At 46.1% G+C, this 17,658-nt stretch carries 16 protein-coding genes; 11 read left to right on the forward strand and 5 right to left on the reverse strand.

The genetic code is table 11. The features are described 5' to 3' along the window. Positions 1–43: 43 nt before the first annotated feature. Positions 44–571 carry a hypothetical protein gene (locus DTQ70_RS28325; protein WP_122933932.1) on the reverse strand — a complete coding sequence of 176 codons (528 nt, stop codon included), beginning with the start codon at positions 569–571 and terminating at the stop codon, positions 44–46. A gap of 48 nt (positions 572–619) precedes the next feature. Here DTQ70_RS28325 and DTQ70_RS28330 point away from each other — a divergent pair, with 48 nt between their 5' ends. Together DTQ70_RS28330 and DTQ70_RS28335 are read left to right on the forward strand one after the other, a co-directional pair. After that, positions 620–1,438: an endonuclease/exonuclease/phosphatase family protein gene (locus tag DTQ70_RS28330; RefSeq protein ID WP_122933933.1), complete on the forward strand. Its 819-nt coding sequence runs from the start codon at positions 620–622 to the stop codon at positions 1,436–1,438. After that, on the forward strand, positions 1,435–2,310 hold the full coding sequence (locus tag DTQ70_RS28335) for an AraC family transcriptional regulator (RefSeq protein WP_122933934.1): 876 nt from the start codon (positions 1,435–1,437) through the stop codon (positions 2,308–2,310). The genes DTQ70_RS28330 and DTQ70_RS28335 overlap by 4 nt, the downstream gene beginning before the upstream one ends. Here DTQ70_RS28335 and DTQ70_RS28340 read toward each other — a convergent pair. From DTQ70_RS28340 to DTQ70_RS28350, 3 genes are read right to left on the reverse strand one after another with little or no spacing between them, the layout of a single operon-like run. Beyond that, positions 2,304–2,678, reverse strand: coding sequence for a DoxX family protein (locus DTQ70_RS28340; protein ID WP_122933935.1), 375 nt, complete (start codon positions 2,676–2,678; stop codon positions 2,304–2,306). The genes DTQ70_RS28335 and DTQ70_RS28340 overlap by 7 nt on opposite strands. Then, positions 2,675–3,094, reverse strand: coding sequence for a VOC family protein (locus tag DTQ70_RS28345; RefSeq protein WP_122933936.1), 420 nt, complete (start codon positions 3,092–3,094; stop codon positions 2,675–2,677). The genes DTQ70_RS28340 and DTQ70_RS28345 overlap by 4 nt, the downstream gene beginning before the upstream one ends. Positions 3,095–3,105: 11 nt before the next feature. After that, positions 3,106–3,567: a VOC family protein gene (locus tag DTQ70_RS28350; RefSeq protein ID WP_122933937.1), complete on the reverse strand. Its 462-nt coding sequence runs from the start codon at positions 3,565–3,567 to the stop codon at positions 3,106–3,108. A gap of 128 nt (positions 3,568–3,695) precedes the next feature. On the opposite strand from DTQ70_RS28350, the gene DTQ70_RS28355 reads away from it, so the two are divergent. Together DTQ70_RS28355 and DTQ70_RS28360 are read left to right on the forward strand one after the other, a co-directional pair. Then, a complete protein-coding gene (locus tag DTQ70_RS28355; RefSeq protein ID WP_122933938.1) occupies positions 3,696–4,670 on the forward strand; it encodes a GlxA family transcriptional regulator in 975 nt (324 codons plus the stop codon). A gap of 112 nt (positions 4,671–4,782) precedes the next feature. Further along, entirely contained in the window at positions 4,783–5,688 is a 906-nt protein-coding gene (locus tag DTQ70_RS28360) for a dihydrodipicolinate synthase family protein (RefSeq protein ID WP_122933939.1), read from the forward strand. Positions 5,689–5,828: 140 nt separating this feature from the next. On the opposite strand, the gene DTQ70_RS28365 is transcribed toward DTQ70_RS28360, so the two are convergent. Beyond that, positions 5,829–6,839 carry a YafY family protein gene (locus tag DTQ70_RS28365; RefSeq protein WP_122933940.1) on the reverse strand — a complete coding sequence of 337 codons (1,011 nt, stop codon included), beginning with the start codon at positions 6,837–6,839 and terminating at the stop codon, positions 5,829–5,831. Between the two features lie 571 nt (positions 6,840–7,410). Between DTQ70_RS28365 and DTQ70_RS28370 the strand changes: the two genes are divergently transcribed. From DTQ70_RS28370 to DTQ70_RS28400, 7 genes are all read left to right on the forward strand, one after another. Continuing rightward, the gene (locus DTQ70_RS28370; RefSeq protein WP_122934595.1) at positions 7,411–8,511 is read left to right on the forward strand and encodes a slipin family protein; all 1,101 of its coding nucleotides are present in this window, start codon (positions 7,411–7,413) and stop codon (positions 8,509–8,511) included. A gap of 179 nt (positions 8,512–8,690) precedes the next feature. Further along, positions 8,691–10,130 (forward strand): sulfatase-like hydrolase/transferase, encoded by a 1,440-nt coding sequence (locus DTQ70_RS28375; protein ID WP_122933941.1) that lies wholly within the window; start codon positions 8,691–8,693, stop codon positions 10,128–10,130. Between the two features lie 149 nt (positions 10,131–10,279). Continuing rightward, positions 10,280–11,137 (forward strand): sugar phosphate isomerase/epimerase, encoded by an 858-nt coding sequence (locus DTQ70_RS28380; RefSeq protein WP_122933942.1) that lies wholly within the window; start codon positions 10,280–10,282, stop codon positions 11,135–11,137. Positions 11,138–11,416: 279 nt separating this feature from the next. Continuing rightward, the gene (locus DTQ70_RS28385) at positions 11,417–14,434 is read left to right on the forward strand and encodes a SusC/RagA family TonB-linked outer membrane protein (RefSeq protein WP_122933943.1); all 3,018 of its coding nucleotides are present in this window, start codon (positions 11,417–11,419) and stop codon (positions 14,432–14,434) included. 15 nt (positions 14,435–14,449) lie between these two features. Beyond that, entirely contained in the window at positions 14,450–15,823 is a 1,374-nt protein-coding gene (locus DTQ70_RS28390; RefSeq protein WP_122933944.1) for a RagB/SusD family nutrient uptake outer membrane protein, read from the forward strand. 159 nt (positions 15,824–15,982) lie between these two features. Continuing rightward, positions 15,983–16,540 (forward strand): RNA polymerase sigma-70 factor, encoded by a 558-nt coding sequence (locus DTQ70_RS28395; protein ID WP_122933945.1) that lies wholly within the window; start codon positions 15,983–15,985, stop codon positions 16,538–16,540. A gap of 31 nt (positions 16,541–16,571) precedes the next feature. After that, complete coding sequence (locus tag DTQ70_RS28400; RefSeq protein ID WP_122933946.1) at positions 16,572–17,582, forward strand: FecR family protein; 1,011 nt, start codon at positions 16,572–16,574, stop codon at positions 17,580–17,582. The last annotated feature ends 76 nt before the right edge of the window (positions 17,583–17,658 follow it).

Below are 17,658 nucleotides of genomic sequence, written 5' to 3' on the forward strand. Positions count from 1 at the left end.
GACGCAGAAAAAGGGAAAGGATATGAGTGCCTTTTCGCACGTGTCACATGTCCCAAGCGATTCCAAACCCCACTGCTGGCCGCGACAAAGGCGTATTTTGCAGCGAAAAGCCAATTCTGGGTTGTGCTAAACGGGTATTATAGACACTGACTGCTCGGCGAATTTTTAACGTAGAAATGATATTGGCCGTCAGCGACACGCCGATGGAAGCAAGGTAAGTAGCCCAAAACGTTCGACGGCTTACGTTGGCTGAGCCACCCTCAATTAAATAATAAATGGTAGGAAGCACCGACACCACCGTACCGACCGTTCGAATGACACGTGCACTTTTAAAATAGTGATTCACTTCGGGGTCGTCGAGTTCGCCAAAAGGGATTTCTAACGAATAATTGCTGCGCAAACGAACCCCGCCGTAATAATACCTGCCGTTGGCGCCTACTACAATCGGTTTGAGGTGCGAAAACTGATACTTTTTGAGTAACGCCGCTGTGCTGTCTATGCGAGAAACTTGGGCTTGAATGGCAAGACTGAGCGTCAGAAAGAGGAAAAGAAGCAGATACTTTGTTTTCACAGCAGAGGTTGTATTTTTGTTGAATTACTAACGTTTTTTCTGTTATAAATGGTAAAGATACTAACGGTGAAAGTTCTCAAATATAGTCTTTATTTATTGATTTGTTGGGGATGTTTAGCACGTGCGGAGGCTCAAAGAACCAAAGCAAAACCTGCTGCAAAGCCCATCACCCTAAAAGTGATGACGTTCAACATTCACCACGGTGAAAATAACGTGGGTAAAACCAACCTGACGCGAGTAGTGGAATTGGTGAAAGAGTACCAACCTGATTTTGTGGCGTTGCAAGAGATAGACAGCGTAGTTCCTCGCTCGGGGAAGTTGAATCAGATGCGGATTTTGTCGCTTCTTTCGGATTATCATTCAGCATTTTCGGCCGCGATTGACTTGCAGGGAGGAAAGTACGGCTTGGGGATTTTGTCAAAACGGCCGATTGAGCACGTTCAAAAATTAAAGTTACCCAATCCAGACTCAACCGAACAGCGCATTTTGATGTGTGCATTGGTACCCTTGTCGGAAGGAAAATCAATTCGCTTTTGCAACACCCACCTCGATCACCAATCGGCCTTGAATCGTGGTTTACAAGCAGCGATTATCAACGAAAACCTCCAAAATAGCATTTATCCCGTGATTTTGGGAGGGGATTTTAACGCTACTGCCGACAATCACACGCTAGAGGCTTTGACCAAATATTGGAACGACGCAGGGGCTAACTCAACCCAAGCCACGTACCCAGGCAATGGAAAACGCATTGACTATTTTTGGACGCACTCCTCAGCTCCTTTTAAAGTCGTAGAATATAAGGTACTGGACGAGCCCACCGCGTCTGATCATTTACCCGTGTTAGTCACTTATTCGTTTGGCAAATGAAAGCACTTCTATTTCGAGTTCCAACCGTGGACGACCGCTCGTTTCGGGTGCAGGTGGACGAAGGGGCGCATTTTTATGAACGACTCCATTTTCACCCCGAATTTCAGTTGACGCTCATTTTGGAAGGAACGGGCACGCTGGTCGTTGGCGACCGCATCGACCGTTTTCAGCCGTTGGATTTGCTGTTGTTGGGTGCCGATGTGCCGCACGTCCTCCTCAGCGACCCTGCCTATTTTGAGCGAAACGCGCAGTTACAAATAAAGGCGTGTACCTTTTTTTTTAGAGAAGAATTTTTCTTGCAGTTTTTTGAAAAAACGCCAGAGTTACGGCACATTCACGCCATCTTACAAGACGCAAGGCGCGGGGTGCGGCTGCGGTTTGGGCAACCTACTGATGTAACAAATCAGTTTGAACAAATAGCCCAAAAACGTTCTTTTGAACAATTTACGGCTTTGCTGACCTTTCTTGATTTTCTAACGTTGTCGCAAGACTACGAGCTTTTGGCGGGGGCATCGTACCGAAAACCGAAGCAGCCCGTGGATCAACAGCGGCTGGAAAATGTCTTCAATTTTATCTTAGGGCACTATGCCGACCCCATCACGCTAGAGGACGTGGCCAATGTCGCTAATTTGACTTCGCCTGCTTTTTGTCGGTTTTTGCGTACCCACACGCGCAAAACATTTTCGGAACTATTGAGCGAAGTCCGCATTGAGCACGCGTGTCGTTTGCTCAAAGACTCCACCAAAAGTGTCAGCGAAATTGCCTTCGAATGTGGGTACAGCAATTTATCCAATTTCAACCGTCAGTTTAAACAAATCACCAAACTGACGCCCCGAGAGTACGTAAAATCGGCGGGAGAATTGGGTCAATGAAGAGTAAGGTAACGCTTCCAGAGGTAGTAGTTGGCGGCCATGATGGCTAGTACTACCAACGGAAAAATGGCAAAAGCCGTATGCTCACCCACAAACGCCCACGAAAGAGCAGCGCAGATGAAATTGAAGGTAAAACCTGCATAAGCCCATTCTTTCACGATGGACGAATAGGTTTGCAATAAGCCTATGACGCCGAGCAGTTTGGCCGACCCGACGATGAGTAGAAGGTACATTGGGTAGCCGAGCATTTTAAAGGCTTCTTGTCCATCTTTTTGTTGGGTAACTCCGCCAATGCCATCCATTGTCATAAACAAAACAAAAATAATTGTAGTGGTCCAGTAGCTGATTTTTAGGGCTTTAGGGCTCATGAGTTGGGGTGTTTAGAAAAGTGAAATATCCAGTGATTGCCAAATTTATCGGTAAGCATTCCGAGCGTTGCTCCCCAAAACGTTTGATGGAGAGGTTGAGTAACTACTCCGTTTTGGGCTAATTTTTCAAAGGCAACTTGTGTTTCGTTGAGCTGCTGAAAATAAATAGAAAGGGTGATTGAATTTCCTCCAACCCGTTTATTCCCAAGCATATCTGAGGCTAAAAGCAAGATTTTGCCTTCTTTTTCCAAGACAGCATGTAAGATTTGGTTTCCAACTTCGGCAGGCATTTGGGCTGACATCGGTGACTCTGCCACGGGTTGTAGCCGTAGTTCTCCCCCCAAGCACTGTTGGTAGTACAGCATGGCTTCGCGACAGTTTCCCTCAAAATTGAGGTAAGGCGTGAGTTGTATCATGTCTCCGAAACTTAGGCGTTTGCAGCAGCTTCCAATTGGGCAATGTCTATTTTTTTCATTCCAAGCAAGGCGTTTAAGACCCGTTGGGCTTGTTGTGGGTCAGGGCTGCCAAGCATTTCACTAAGCTGAGTAGGGACAATTTGCCAAGAAACCCCAAACTTATCTTTGAGCCAGCCGCACTGTTGGGCGTTTGGGTCAGCGTCAGCCGATAATTTTTTCCAGTAGTAGTCGATTTCGTCTTGAGTTTCGCCATTGACGATGAACGAAATAGCTTCACTAAAACTAAACTGCGGGCCGCCGTTGAGCGCTACAAAGGGTTGCCCATTTAGTTCAAAGCCAATGGCGAGTACTTGGTCTCCAGAACGGGTAATACGACCCGTACTAGCGTCGCTAAAAATAGAAGTGTAAAATGCGACAGCTTCTTCGGCATTGCCGTTAAACCAAAGATTAATGGAAAGAGGGGGTGTTTTCATGGGTGTTGTGCGATTAATTGATAATGCAAAAGTATAGACGGAATTTATGAACGAAGCTGTGTAAAAACGACAATCTGAGGGGTTGATTCCGACACAGACGGCTTGTACTTTTGTAAAAAACTTCTACCATGAAACACGTCTCGATTTTAGTGCCTGAAACGGCAGTCTCTGCGGCTATCGTTGACCCAAGGTATATGTTTACGGCCGTCAATGAATTTATCAAAGGCCAAGGACGCCCGCCGCTGTTCAATGTGCAATTGGTGGGTATGACCAAAGAAGTGCGACTCAACGATGGCCTAATTTCGATCCATTGCGACGCCGTTATTAGCGACCTTCCCAAAACCGACCTCATCATTGTGCCTGCCGTTAGCGGGCATATCGAGCACGCCTTAGAGCGAAACCAAGCCTTGGTTCCGTGGATAGTTGACCAATACAAACGCGGGGCTGAGGTGGCAAGCTTATGTTTAGGTGCGTTTTTATTGGCTTCAACGGGGCTGCTAAACGGCAAATCATGCTCAACGCATTGGCTTTTTGCCAACGAATTTCGACGAATGTTCCCCGACGTTACCCTCACTGACGACAAAATAATCGTGGAGCATAAAGGTCTGTATTCGAGCGGTGGGGCACATTCGTATTGGAATTTGCTATTGCATTTGGTGGAAAAATACGCAGGTCGAGAAATGGCGATTTTAGCAGCCAAGTTTTTTGTACTCGATATTGGACTCGATAGCCAATCACCGTTTAGCATTTTTAAGGGTCAAAAAATGCACGAAGATCTTGAAATCAAGAAAGTACAAGACTTTATAGAAACCAATTACCAAGATAAAATTACGGTGGACGACCTTTCGGATACGTTTGGAATTGGCCGCAGGACGTTTGAACGACGGTTTAAAAAAGCCACTAATAACACGGTGGTGGAGTATTTACAACGCGTGAAAATGGAAGTTGCTAAAAAACAGTTTGAACTCACCCGCAAAACGGTCAACGAAGTGATGTACGACGTAGGTTATACGGATACGAAGGCATTTAGAGATGTATTCAGAAAAGTGACGGGACTGTCGCCCATTGATTACAAAAATAAGTATAACAAAGACGCGGCCTGATTTTGACCAAAATAGTATCAGAAAGTATTAATCTAAGCCAAAGCAACGAATGTATAGCTTGTACTTTTGTGTCGTAATTATTGGAACAAGCAAAAAGAAATAGACCAAAAATATGAAACCAAGCTGGATTGGAGTTTACCCCGCCGTCACGACGAAGTTTTTCGAGGACGAAACGTTGGACATCAAGATGTTCACGTACAACATCGACGAACAAATCAAAGCAGGAGTGCACGGAATTATCATCTGTGGGTCGTTAGGAGAAAATAGTACCCTAACCTACGATGAAAAACTAACCCTCTTGACGGCGGCCCGCGAGGTGATTGCTGACCGTGTGCCGTTGGTGATTGGAGTGGCCGAAAATAGCACCCGAGTAGCGGTCAATTTTGTAAAAGAAGCCGAGCAAGCGGGCGCTGATGGCATCATGTTGTTGCCGCCGATGCGCTACCCTTCCGACGACCGCGAGACACTCCATTTCATGCACACCGTCGCCGATGCTACTGACCTTCCGTACATGGTATATAACAACCCCGTGGCGTACAAGACCTTTGTAAGCATTCCGATGTTCAAAGATTTGGCTCAAAATGCGCACTTTGAATCCATGAAGGAGTCAACGGGTGATGTGCGTTATATGACGGATATTATCAACGAATTGGGCGGGCGTTTCAAAATCATGTCGGGAGTAGATGACTTGGCACTTGAAAGCCTTTTGATGGGTGCTGACGGTTGGATTGCTGGATTGGTGGACGCCTTCCCGCGCGAAACGGTCGTGATTTATGAATTAGCCAAACAAGGCCGTATCGCCGAAGCCCGCGAGATTTACCGTTGGTTCTTCCCACTGTTGCACTTAGATGTTTCAACGAAGTTTGTACAAAATATCAAATTGGCCGAAGTAGCTACGGGCTTAGGAACGGAGTATGTTCGTCAGCCACGCTTGCCATTGGTAGGCGAAGAACGCGAGCATGTATTGAAGGTAATCAACGATTCATTAGCAAAACGCCCTGTATTGCCACAGATTTAAGCATTTATACACTTTTACCCTACCCTGAAAGGCAATAATCAGCAATGGTTATTGCCTCTTTTTTCGTAAATCAACGATGCCCTATGTGTTCTATGTGTGTTTATTCTATTTGTGTCCTATGTGTTTTAGAATAAAAGTATTTACCCGTAATTTTCAGCACCTTCCTTCAAACGCTGTTGAATGCGTTTACGGAGGGCATCGGGTGACAGGACTTTGATAATTTCCCCGAATCCTAAAATTTCTTTTTCTAATTCAAAGTTGAGTTGGACAAAAAGCTCAAATACAATCCCTTCTTGTTGACGCTCCAACGTTACTTGCGAACTGTGCAATGGCTTGGTTTCTAAGTAAGGTGCGTGGGCCGCAGCCACCCAAAGCCGCACTCGTCGGGGGCGCTGATTAGGGCTGACCGTCACGCCAATGACGTGCTGATAAAACGCTTCGGGCTGTAGGTGCTCGTTGGCTCGAAAGGGCTTGTCTTCGTCGATACTACATTCAATGATTCGGTCGAGTGCCAAGTGAAGAACTTCGGAAAGGTGGTTTTTGACTCCAACTGCAAACCAACGGTTTTTGTACTCTTTGAGCCACCACACATGAAACGTAAATTGGTTGGCTTCTTTGGCTCGAAACGATTGGTAAGTCATCGAAACCGCCTTCTGCCGCACCACGGCTTGGTACAAGGTCTCCAAAAACGACAACCCCCGTAGGTTTTCATTCTTCTCAAAATCAATGACAGTTTGCTGATGGTGTTTGGCCGCATATACGTGCCCTTCTAGCTTTTGAATAACATCCGTAAGCTGTTGAAAATGCGAAAATCCCTTAAACTGACGCAACACCTCCACGGCTTCGTTCATCCGTTGTAAGTCTAGCTCCGTTAGGGGAATTTGGGTTATACTATAAGTTGGGTCTTCGTAAGTGTAATATTTCTTGTCAACCACCACAATCGGTGCGAAGTACCCCAACTTATCGCTTCTCATCATTTGAAGGTCTGCCTGAATCGTGCGGCGACTGATGCCTTTGTCCATTCCTTCGTACTCATACATGGCTTCGGAGACTTTTTCAATGAGGTCTTCGAGCGTCCATTTGCGGTAGCGGTTACGCAAACAAGCGTCAATGGTCTTGTATCTTATAAGGGCGTTGCGGTTGGCGGGCATGGGATAAACCAGTTTTTTTGAAAATTTCCGAAAATAATTTCAACTACGCAAAAAGACTGCGCAGATGGCATCAACCTTTGTATCGTCAAGTTAATGATAACGAACCTGATGCTGGTGTTCATCGCCACATAGTGCCGCCGAAGTATCGCACGGTATGCTGTCGAAATCACCCTAATTTGACTCTTAAACTGTGGGTCGAGGGTTCGAATCCCTCCTTGGCGCAAGCCATGTAACTCAGCTGGGTAGAGTAACAGACGTAGAAGAAGGCCGCTTCACCAAAAATGGTCACCATCGGGCTAATAAGGGCAAAAAACGCTTCTGTGACGGGCATCAAGCCTATCACAGTTTGGAGAAAGCCAGCAAACGGGACAATGCCGTTTTTCGCGTTTGAGGTTCTTTTTGACGAGCAAACTTGGTTTGACAAACAAGCATTACGCTGTTTGGAAAACCAAGGAAAACCGTTGAAAACAATCCTAAACAAAAAAGACAAAAGCCCGATTCCGCCTTCAAAAAACGAAGTGTTTTTTACCCTGAAGCTAAACTGAAACAGTCATCATTAATGCTTAAAATTATGAAAATTGTTCGCATCAACGCCTACCAAGTAGGGCTAGTTTTTCGGGATGAAACGTACGTAAAAGCGATTACGGAGGGCACACACTGGTTGTCGCCTTTCAAGACCGTGAAAATATACAATACTACTCAGCCTTTCGTAGCGCCTTGCGCGTTAGATATTTTACTGAAAGACAACACGTTGGCAGCTATGCTCGACGTGGTTGAGGTAAAAGACAACGAGATTGTGTTGCAGTACGAGAACGAGCTCTTCAAAACGGTGCTCAAGCCAGGGCGTTATGCGTTTTGGAAAAGCATCATCAACTATCACTACGTTCGGGTGGACTTAAGCAAAGTAGAAATCACCGAGGAGATTGATTTGGCCGCACTTGCTGCCAAAGAGGTACTAACGTATATGCGTACTTACACCGTCGAGCCTTACGAAAAAGGGTTGCTTTTTGTGGATGGTAAGCTGCAAAAGATGTTAGAAGCGGGCACCTATTACTGGTGGCGAAACAACCTATCGGTTTTTGTTTCAAAAGTCGATATGCGTCAGTTACAACTAGAGGTAGCGGGGCAGGAGATTTTGACCAAAGACAAAGCGTCGTTGCGCGTCAACTTTCATGTTCAATACAAAGTCGCTGACGTGATGAAGGTACTTGTGGAGAACAAAGAGGTTGATAAACAGCTGTATATTCTTATGCAATTGGCGTTGCGCGAGTACATCGGGACGCTGTCTTTGGACGAATTGCTTGAGAAAAAAGAGGTGATTTCAGAGTTCATTTTAGCCGCAACCGCCGATAAAGTAGCCAAACTAGGCTTCACCCTCGTTGGCTGTGGTATTCGGGATGTGATTTTGCCAGGCGATATGAAAGAAATCATGAACCAAGTGTTGGTAGCGGAGAAAAAAGCCCAAGCCAACATCATTATGCGCCGAGAAGAAACCGCTTCGATGCGTAGCTTACTCAATACCGCTAAACTGATGGAGGAAAACGAAATGTTGTTCCGCCTAAAAGAAATGGAGTATGTCGAGAAAATTGCCGATAAAATCAACACCATTTCGATTGCTGGAGGTGGGCAAGTGCTTGACCAATTGAAGCAGCTTTTCGGAACGGCTAAGTAATGCCTTTTGAGCCATTGATTTTAAAACACATAGGGCACATGAGCATATACACCTAGAAAACATACTATATGGCTATGTACCTATTGTGAAAACTCTATGTGAACTATGTGTTTAACTTAGGTATAAAAGGCGGTTTTGTACTTTATAAAATAAGAACCTTACCCCTTTCTTTCCTTCATATGTTCCGAATTGTACTTTTTGCCCTTGGCTTTTTCGTAGCCGAACAGACGTTGGCACAATCTCCCAAAACCAACATCTTGTTTCTTTTTGCCGATGACCTCCGTGCCGACGCGTTGGGTTGCTACGGAAACCCCTACGTCAAAACCCCCTACCTCGACCAACTTGCCCAAAACGGGACTTTATTCAGCGAAGCCCATATTTTGGGTGGGCTGCACGGGGCGATTTGTGCCCCAAGTCGAGCGATGCTGATGAGCGGAAAAGGGTATTTTCGGGTGACTGACAGGCTCAAAGGCGTAACGACGTGGCCTATGCTCCTGCGTCAGCAAGGGTATCATACGTTTATGACGGGCAAATGGCACAACGAGCCCGAAGCAGTTGGGGCAAGTTTTATGGAGGCTAAAAACGTCATGTTGGGTGGAATGGCGGATCATTATCAAACCCCCATGTGCGACCTCAAAGCCGATGGTACTTTCACCGAACCCGTAAAAAAAGGATTTTCAACCGATCATTTCGCCCAGACGGCGATTGACTTCTTGGAGAAACAAACGTCCGCGAAACCTTTTGTGACTTACGTGGCATTCACGGCTCCCCATGACCCGCGCTCACCTTTGCCCGACTACCTCAAACGCTACGGAACTTCACCGCTTCCGCCCAATTTTATGCCTGCTCACCCGTTCCATTTTGGCAGTAGCATGAGCGAACGCGATGAGATGTTGGCGGCTTTTCCGCGTACGCCCGAGATTATCAGAGCACAGTTGACCGAATATTACGCCATGATTACCCACCTCGACGAGGCGATTGGAAAGATTTTAGCGAAACTCAAAGAAAAAGGATTGGACAAAAATACCCTCATTGTTTTTGCGGCCGACAACGGTTTAGCGATGGGAAGCCACGGGCTGTTGGGAAAACAAAACCTATACGAACACAGCATGAGAGTGCCGCTGATTGTGAGCGGAAAAGGTATCCCCAAAGGACAACGCAGCGATGCCTTTGTGTATTTATTTGATTTGTTTCCTACGTTTTGCCAACAACTAGGAGTCACTGCGCCGAAAGATTTGGAAGGAAAAGACATCTCAGGCATTTTACAAAAACAAACAAAATCGGTGCGAGAACAGGTGTTTACGGCCTATCGCTCGTCGATACGCACCCTGCGTGACCGCCGTTGGAAGTTAATTCGCTATCCTCAGGTGGATTATACGCAGTTGTTCGACCTTCAGTCTGACCCTTATGAATTGAATAACTTGGCCGACAAACCCGAGTACGCCGAAAAAATAAAAGCAATGACCGACGACTTGCGTAAACAGCAACAGTTTTACGGCGACACGGCACCACTAACTGCTTCAGAAATTCTCCCTCAAGTGTTTGATTACAAAAATGTGGTACGGAAGCCTGATCAGTGGCAGCCTAAAGAGGTTTTGGACAAATACTTCAAAGATTAACTTCCGCGTCAATCTGCGGGTATTCCATCTGCGCCAATCTGCGAGAAAAACATTTTCACACAGAAACCCACAGATGGAATGCACACAGAAAAACAGTAAACGTTACCAGAAAATACCTTTTGTAGTAAACGCTCTTAACTTCAAAAATGATGAAAAAATTAAGCTTAATGGGAGGCGTACTGCTCTCATTGATGAGCATCGCAGGCGAAAGCCTAGCCCAAAAAGGAAAATTATATTCGTTTCCCATTGGTATGCAAGCCTATACCTATCGGGCGAGTTTTCCTAAAAACGTAGCTGCGACATTGGATACCCTCAAATCGCTTGGTATCACCGAACTCGAAGGCGGAGCACAAAAAGGAACGACTCCTGCCGAGTTTCGGAAAATGTGCGAAGAACGCGGAATCAGCATTGTGGGAACAGGCGGAGGCTATGATGAATTGGTCAAAGACCCCCAAAAAGCAGCCGAAACGGCCAAGGTTTTGGGCTCAAAATTCTTGATGTGTGCCTGGATTCCGCATAAAGTAAAAGGAGGCTTTACGTTTGAAGAAGCCAAAAAAGCTGTGGAAGACTTCAACCGCATTGGTAAGGTGTTAAAAGAAAACGGCATCACGTTTTGCTACCACAATCACGGCTACGAGTTTCAGCCGTACGAAGGAGGAACGCTTTTTGACTACATCGTCAAAAACACCAACCCCGATTATGTGTCGTTTGAAATAGATATTTTGTGGGCATTTCACGGCGGAGCAGAGCCTGTAAGTTTATTAAAAAAATACGGAAACCGTTTCAAGCTGGTTCACCTTAAAGACCTTCGCAAAGGAGTAAAGGGTGATTTGACGGGAGGTACAGCTCTTGAAAATGATGTCGTTTTAGGAACGGGACAAGTCGATGTGGTTGGGGTAATTCGTGAGGCAAAAAAGATTGGCATTAAACATTATTTTATTGAGGATGAAAGTCCTATTTGGAGTCAGCAAGTTCCCAAGAGCATTGCTTATTTGAAAAGTTTGTAACTAGATTATGCCTTTTATTGAAGCGCCTTTGTTGAAACAAGGGCGCTTTGTTCTTTTTTGATATTTCCCATATTTTCTTCTGTTTGAAATATAAATCTAGTTCAAATCTTTTCTTAAATAGAATTATTTGAATATTATTGCCTCCGCAACTCTCCCGCAACAGCATAAAATTCTTCGATGGTTTAAAACCAAATGGGTGTTAAAACAATTAAGCATTCGCTATTGTTGTTGAGTTGACTATACTAACTAATTAACTAAACTAAATTAAACACCAAATCTATGTTCAAATCTACTGATTCTTCAGTGGCAAAATTCGCTTTTGCTATGGGGATGTGGCTGCTGTCGTTCGTTGCAGTAGCCCAAACCAAAATCGGCGGAACGGTCAAGTCATCGGATGGGTCGCCCATTCCAGGTGCAAACGTGGTTGTAAAAGGAACAACCGTTGGGACGGTCAGTGGGGGGGATGGTATGTATTCTATTACCCTGAATCAAAAGAATGCCATTCTTGTCTTCTCGTCTATTGGATTTCAGTCAAAAGAGGTAGCAGTTGGAAACAACAGTACCATTGATGTAACCCTGACGGAAGACGTGTCAAATCTCCAAGAAGTGGTCGTTACGGGTTTGGCATCGAGCATTAAGCGTTCTAACTTGGCCAACGCGGTGGCAACAATTTCGGCCAAAGAATTGATGGGAACCACCCAAATTCAGACCGTAGATAATGCGTTCTATGGAAAACTGGCAGGGGTCAACATGAACACCAACGGTGGTGCGCCAGGTGGTGGGGTTTCGGTACAGCTCCGTGGGATTTCGTCGCTGGTGGGGGCATCACAGCCGCTTTACATCATTGATGGAGTTTATGCCAACAATGCTGTAAACCGCTCGGGACGTGCTTCGGTGACGGGCGCAGGGGCAGAAACCCAAGACGACGCCTCTAACCGTATTTCGGACTTAAACCCCAACGACATCGAAAACGTAGAGGTACTCAAAGGCCCGTCGGCGGCGGCTATCTATGGTACACGTGCCAATGCGGGGGTTATCATCATCACAACCAAACGCGGAAGTGCGGGTAAAACCAAAGTTTCGTTTGCCCAAGATTATGGAATGGCGACACCTCAGCGCTTGTTTGGGGTGGACAACTGGAGCGAAGCCAAAATCAATACGTTTTTTGCGGCCGCTCGTCGCCCCATCGAACTAGAACGTTTTCGCGCAGCGAACGGTCAAACGTGGGACTATGAAAAGTATTTTTACGGAAACACCGCCCCGCTTTCTAATACCCGCTTGGGTATCTCGGGAGGTAACGAAAAAACGAAGTTCTTTATCTCGGGTGCGTTGACGGATGAAAAAGGGATTATTCGTCGCACGGGCTTTAAACGCTATTCTCTACGGGCTAATATCGACCATAAACTCACCAACGACATTACCCTTTCAGTAGGTTCAAATTACATCAATACCAACTCTGACCGTGGTTTTACGGGAAACCAAAACAACTCAGGGGCAAGTATCGGGTATAACATTGCGTACGTGCCAAACTACTTTAATCTGTTCCCAGATGCAAGTGGTCGCTATCCCGATAACCCTTATTTTGCCGAAAACCCCGTAGCAGTGACAGACCGTGGCATCAACAACACGAATGTCAACCGTTTTATTCAGTCGTTCAACCTGACGGCCAATCTCTACAAATCAGAAAAAGCATTGCTCAAACTCGTGGGGCAAGGAGGTTTTGACTACACCCAAGGCACGACGTTTGTCTATCTTCCTGAAGATTTGCAGTTCCAACGCGCCCAAGGAAACCCTGGGGATGTGATTTGGGGAAAAACCGAAAACGTCAATACCAACTTGCAAGCTGCGTTGGTTTTTAACTGGAACATTGGAAAAGTCAATCTTACATCGCAAGCAGGGGCGGTTCGTCTTAATTTTCGCGAAGACCGTTTGTTGAACCGTTCACGCGGTTTGGCAGGGGGGCAAACCAACTTGCGTCAAGGAACGGTACAAGAGATTTTTGATCAACGCTTTCAGAGCATTACCGACGTCGGGACGTTTATTCAGCAAGAAGCTAACTGGGACGATAAAATCATCGCTACGGCGGGGGTACGTTTGGATAAATCAACCCTCATCGGTGACGCTAACAAGTTTTGGGCTTTCCCAAAAGCATCGTTGGCCATCAACGTAGCCAACTTCGACTTTATTCGTTCTTCTAATTTGTCTTCTATTTTCTCACAAATTAAGCCCCGTGTAGCGTACGGTGAAACGGCGGGGGTACCAGGTTTTGGAACAACTTTTACGCCGCTTAACTCTGCAAACATTGGTGGCTTGCTCGGCTCAGTCGTAACGACTGCGGCAGGGAACGCAGCCATCGAACCTGAGCGTGCGGGTGAGTTGGAGTTTGGATTGGACTTAGGATTATTCAATAACCGAATCCAACTTGAAGCAACTTACTATGACAAACAAACGCGTAGCAATATCCAAAACCTACAGCTTTCGCCTGCCGTGGGGATTAGCACCATTCCTACGAACTTGGCCCAGCTTCAAAACCGTGGGGTAGAACTTTCGTTGGGGGCAACCATTGTTCAAAAAGAAAAAATTCGCTGGAGCTCACGCGTATTGTGGTGGAAAAATGACATCCTTCTTACTAAATTGGGTATTCCTGCTTATAATTCAGGAGCGTTTGGGGTGACATTGGGTACGTTTTTGTACCAAGAAGGCTTCTCGCCTACAACCATCGTAGGAACGCGCCCCGCACGTGATGCTAACGATACGCCCCTTAATACTGATGGAGTTGCGACTGGCGCATTTGTGCTGGGTAACAACCAGCCCGACTTCCAGATGTCATGGAGCAATGAAATCAACTTTTTGAAAAACTTTGATTTCAATATGCTTTGGCATTGGAAAAAAGGTGGCGATAACATCAACTTGACGGAGTTTTTGTGGGATGGTGGTGGAACCTCTCCTGACTGGGACGATGACGATAATAACGACGGTACTCCTAATGGCCGTCAGCGTGGTTTGGCGCCGCACAATGGAGCTGACCGCTGGGTACAAGATGCTACCTACCTTCGTTTGCGCGAGGCGGCATTGTATTACACTGTGCCTACTAATTCGTTGAGTAAATGGTTCAATAACAAAATATCACGGGTGAAAGTAGGTTTCTCTTGCCAAAACCCATTGACATTTACCAAGTACCGCGGTTATGACCCCGAAACTTCTACGTTCGGGTTGCAGGCAGTAGCGTCAGGCGTTGACATTGCTCCGTATCCTACGCAGCGCCGCTTTTTTGGTCATTTAGTTGTTGAATTTTAAAACATGATAAAGACAATGAAAAATATAAACTCGGTTTTTGCAGGGCTGTTGTTGACGATGAGTTCGTGTAACTTTTTTACCCTCGATACGCCCAATGATCCCAACAACCCTTCATTGGGAAGTGTGAGCCAAAATGCGTCGCGGACGCAAGTGCAAAACTTAGTAACGGGGCTTGAGTCGCGTCACCGTGATTACCTTTTTACAGTAACAGCGCTATTTGGAACATTAGGGCGGGAACTTTGGTATCTAAACGCTTCTGACCCGCGTTGGCAAACCGACTGGCTCGGAATGAACGGCCGCCAGGCAACGCCCAATATGTTTGGATATTTGAATACTTACCAGCAACCTTATTTTGCGATTCGTCAGGCTCAGACGGTTCTTGACGCAGTGAACAATACCAATACGTTTACAACCGAAGAAAAAAATGCGATTTCGGGCTTTGCCAAAACGATTATGGCGTACCAGTTTATGATTGTGGCCATGGGGCAATACGAAAATGGTATTCGGATTGATGTTAAAAATGTACAAAACCCAGGGCCATTTTTGCCATTGGCAGAATCGTTTACGCAAATCAAACGTATTTTGGACGAAGGAAATACCGAACTCGGCGGTGGTGGAACGGGTAACTTTCCCTTGCGTTTGACAACAGGTTTTACGGGCAACGGTTTCGGAACGATTGCGGCGCTTCGTCAAATGAACCGTGCGATTGCAGCCCGTTTGGCCCTTTATCGTCAAGATTGGCAAGGAGCATTGGACGCCGTCAACGCGTCGTTTTACAGTGCTACGGGTAGCCTTGAAGCAGGGCCTGCTCACACCTACGGTGCACCACCAGATGCGTTTAATCCGTTGTTTTTTGTGAGAAATGCTGCCACCAACACGATGGTGGTTGTGCATCCGTCGGTACTGCGTGACACAATCGCAGGAGATGCCCGTGTACGTGCGAAGTTCTTCCGCCGTACAGCTGCTGTTTCGGTTACTTCCGACGGAACGCCGCTTGCGGGTCAGTACCAAGACAACCGATATGCAGCGAATACCAGCGAAATTAAGTTTTTCCGTAATGAAGAACTGGTGCTTATCGCTGCCGAAGCCAACGCCCAACTTAATAGAACGACCGAAGCAGTGGCGGCCATCAACCGCATCCGTACGGCTGCTGGAATTGGGAACTACACAGGCGCGACCACCAAAGAAGCCCTCATCGACGAAATTTTGTTCCAACGCCGCTATTCGCTTTGGGGAGAGCCTTGGGGCCATCGTTGGGTTGACTTGCGCCGTTACGACCGCCTTAATGCCACCAACGTTGACGTAAGCCTTGACCGTGGAACCATCTTCAAACAATTGGCGCGTCCGCAAGCGGAAGTCAACTGGGATCAGTACGTGACACCGCGTTAGTCGTTATAATACCTTGCTTACGAAAATCCCTGCTACTCGAAGTAGCAGGGATTTTTTGTGTGGTGTTGGGTGAGTATATATTAATTTTTGAAGATTTTTTAAAATCATTCTAGGGATTTTGGCGACTTGTTTGACTATACACTAACCGAACACCATGCTATGAAGTACCAAACCTTTTCCGATGACCAATTAGTCGATTTTCTGAGGAGCGATAGCCAAGGCGCTTTTGAGGAGATTTACAACCGCTATTGGTATAAATTATTGGGAGTGGCCTACCACGAAACAGGCACCCGCGAAGAAGCAGAAGAATTGGTACAAGACCTGTTTGAAAGCCTTTGGCAAAAACGCCACGTGAGTGTGATACGTCATTTGAGTGCGTATTTGGTGGTTTCAATCAAGCACCTGAGTACGAATTATATCAAGTCGCAAATCACCCAGCGAAAATTTCAAGAATACCTGATTTTTAACGAAATCCGCCAGTCGTACGCGACCGACGAAAGCGTCCAATTTGCCGATTTGTCGAAAGCCGTGGAAGACGCAATGAAAAAATTGCCCGAAAAAAGTGTAGAAGTCTTCAAGTTAAGTCGCTTCGAAAACCAATCGGTCAAGGAAATCGCTCGGCAATTAAATTTATCCGAAAAGGCGGTTGAGTATCACATTACCAAATCGCTAAAAGTGCTCAAAGAACATTTGAAAGCTTTTCATTCTGACAATTAATCCACCCATTTCTTCATAACAAACCAAACACATGAACCAACACGAATTTAATCAGTTGCTTGAAAAGTACCTCGCGGGGGATTGCACGCCCGACGAGGAAAAACTGATTCATGATTGGCAGGCTCATTTACTCCAGAATACATCGCTCACGTTGGAAGAACTAGAAAAAAACAGCGTTAAAAAACGGCTTTGGCAAAATATCCAGCAAACAGTTTGGGTGTCCGAAGCCGACATTGTTCGTCCACGGTGGCGTTGGGTGAGCTGGGCAGCGGCGGCATCGGTGATTGTCATGGCAGGCGTTTTTTGGTGGAATACCCGTCGCATAGACGTAAACGATGTGGCTATTAACCCATTGATAGAAACGCCCAACGGCATTGAAGTAAAAAATACCGCGGCCAATCCGCGAGAAATAAAACTGGAAGATGGCAGCATTGTGCTGTTGAAAACCAACAGCAGTGTTACTTACCCTGAGCATTTTGGGCAAAAAAACCGCAGCGTTTTTCTGAAAGGGGAGGCATTTTTTAAGGTAAAGCACGACCCAACCAAGCCCTTTGTCGTACACGCTGGCGAGCTAGTGACCGAAGTACTTGGGACAAGTTTTACGGTAAAATCGTACGAAGAATCTCAGGCCATTGAGGTTGTAGTAGCGACGGGGCGCGTATCGGTCTATGAAAATTCGACCAAAAAATCACTCCAGCGAAACGGGGTAATTTTGACTCCGAACCAAAAAATTACGTTTGATAAAACCTCTCGGAAGCTCACGCCGAGCCTAATCGAACGGCCCGTGGTGATTCATGTTCCTTCCACGCCGTCTTTGTTTGTATTTGAAGAAACGCCCTTGCCCAAAGTCCTCAAAAAACTGGAAAATGCGTATGGGGTACAAATAATCGTTGAAAACCAAACCCTTAATCAGTGTGTGTTCACGGCCGATTTGAACGAACTCCCACTCCATACCCAACTCGATTTGATTTGTAAATCTATCAATGCCACCTACGAACAGCGCGGTACCAGTTTGTTCATCAATGGCGAAGGTTGTAAGTAAGCGTTTTAAACAGACCTTATAGGTTTTGAAAACCTACAAGGTCTAAAAAAGCCGACAATGCTCGCAACACTGTCGG

This window comes from Runella sp. SP2 (assembly GCF_003711225.1).
GTDB lineage: Bacteria > Bacteroidota > Bacteroidia > Cytophagales > Spirosomataceae > Runella.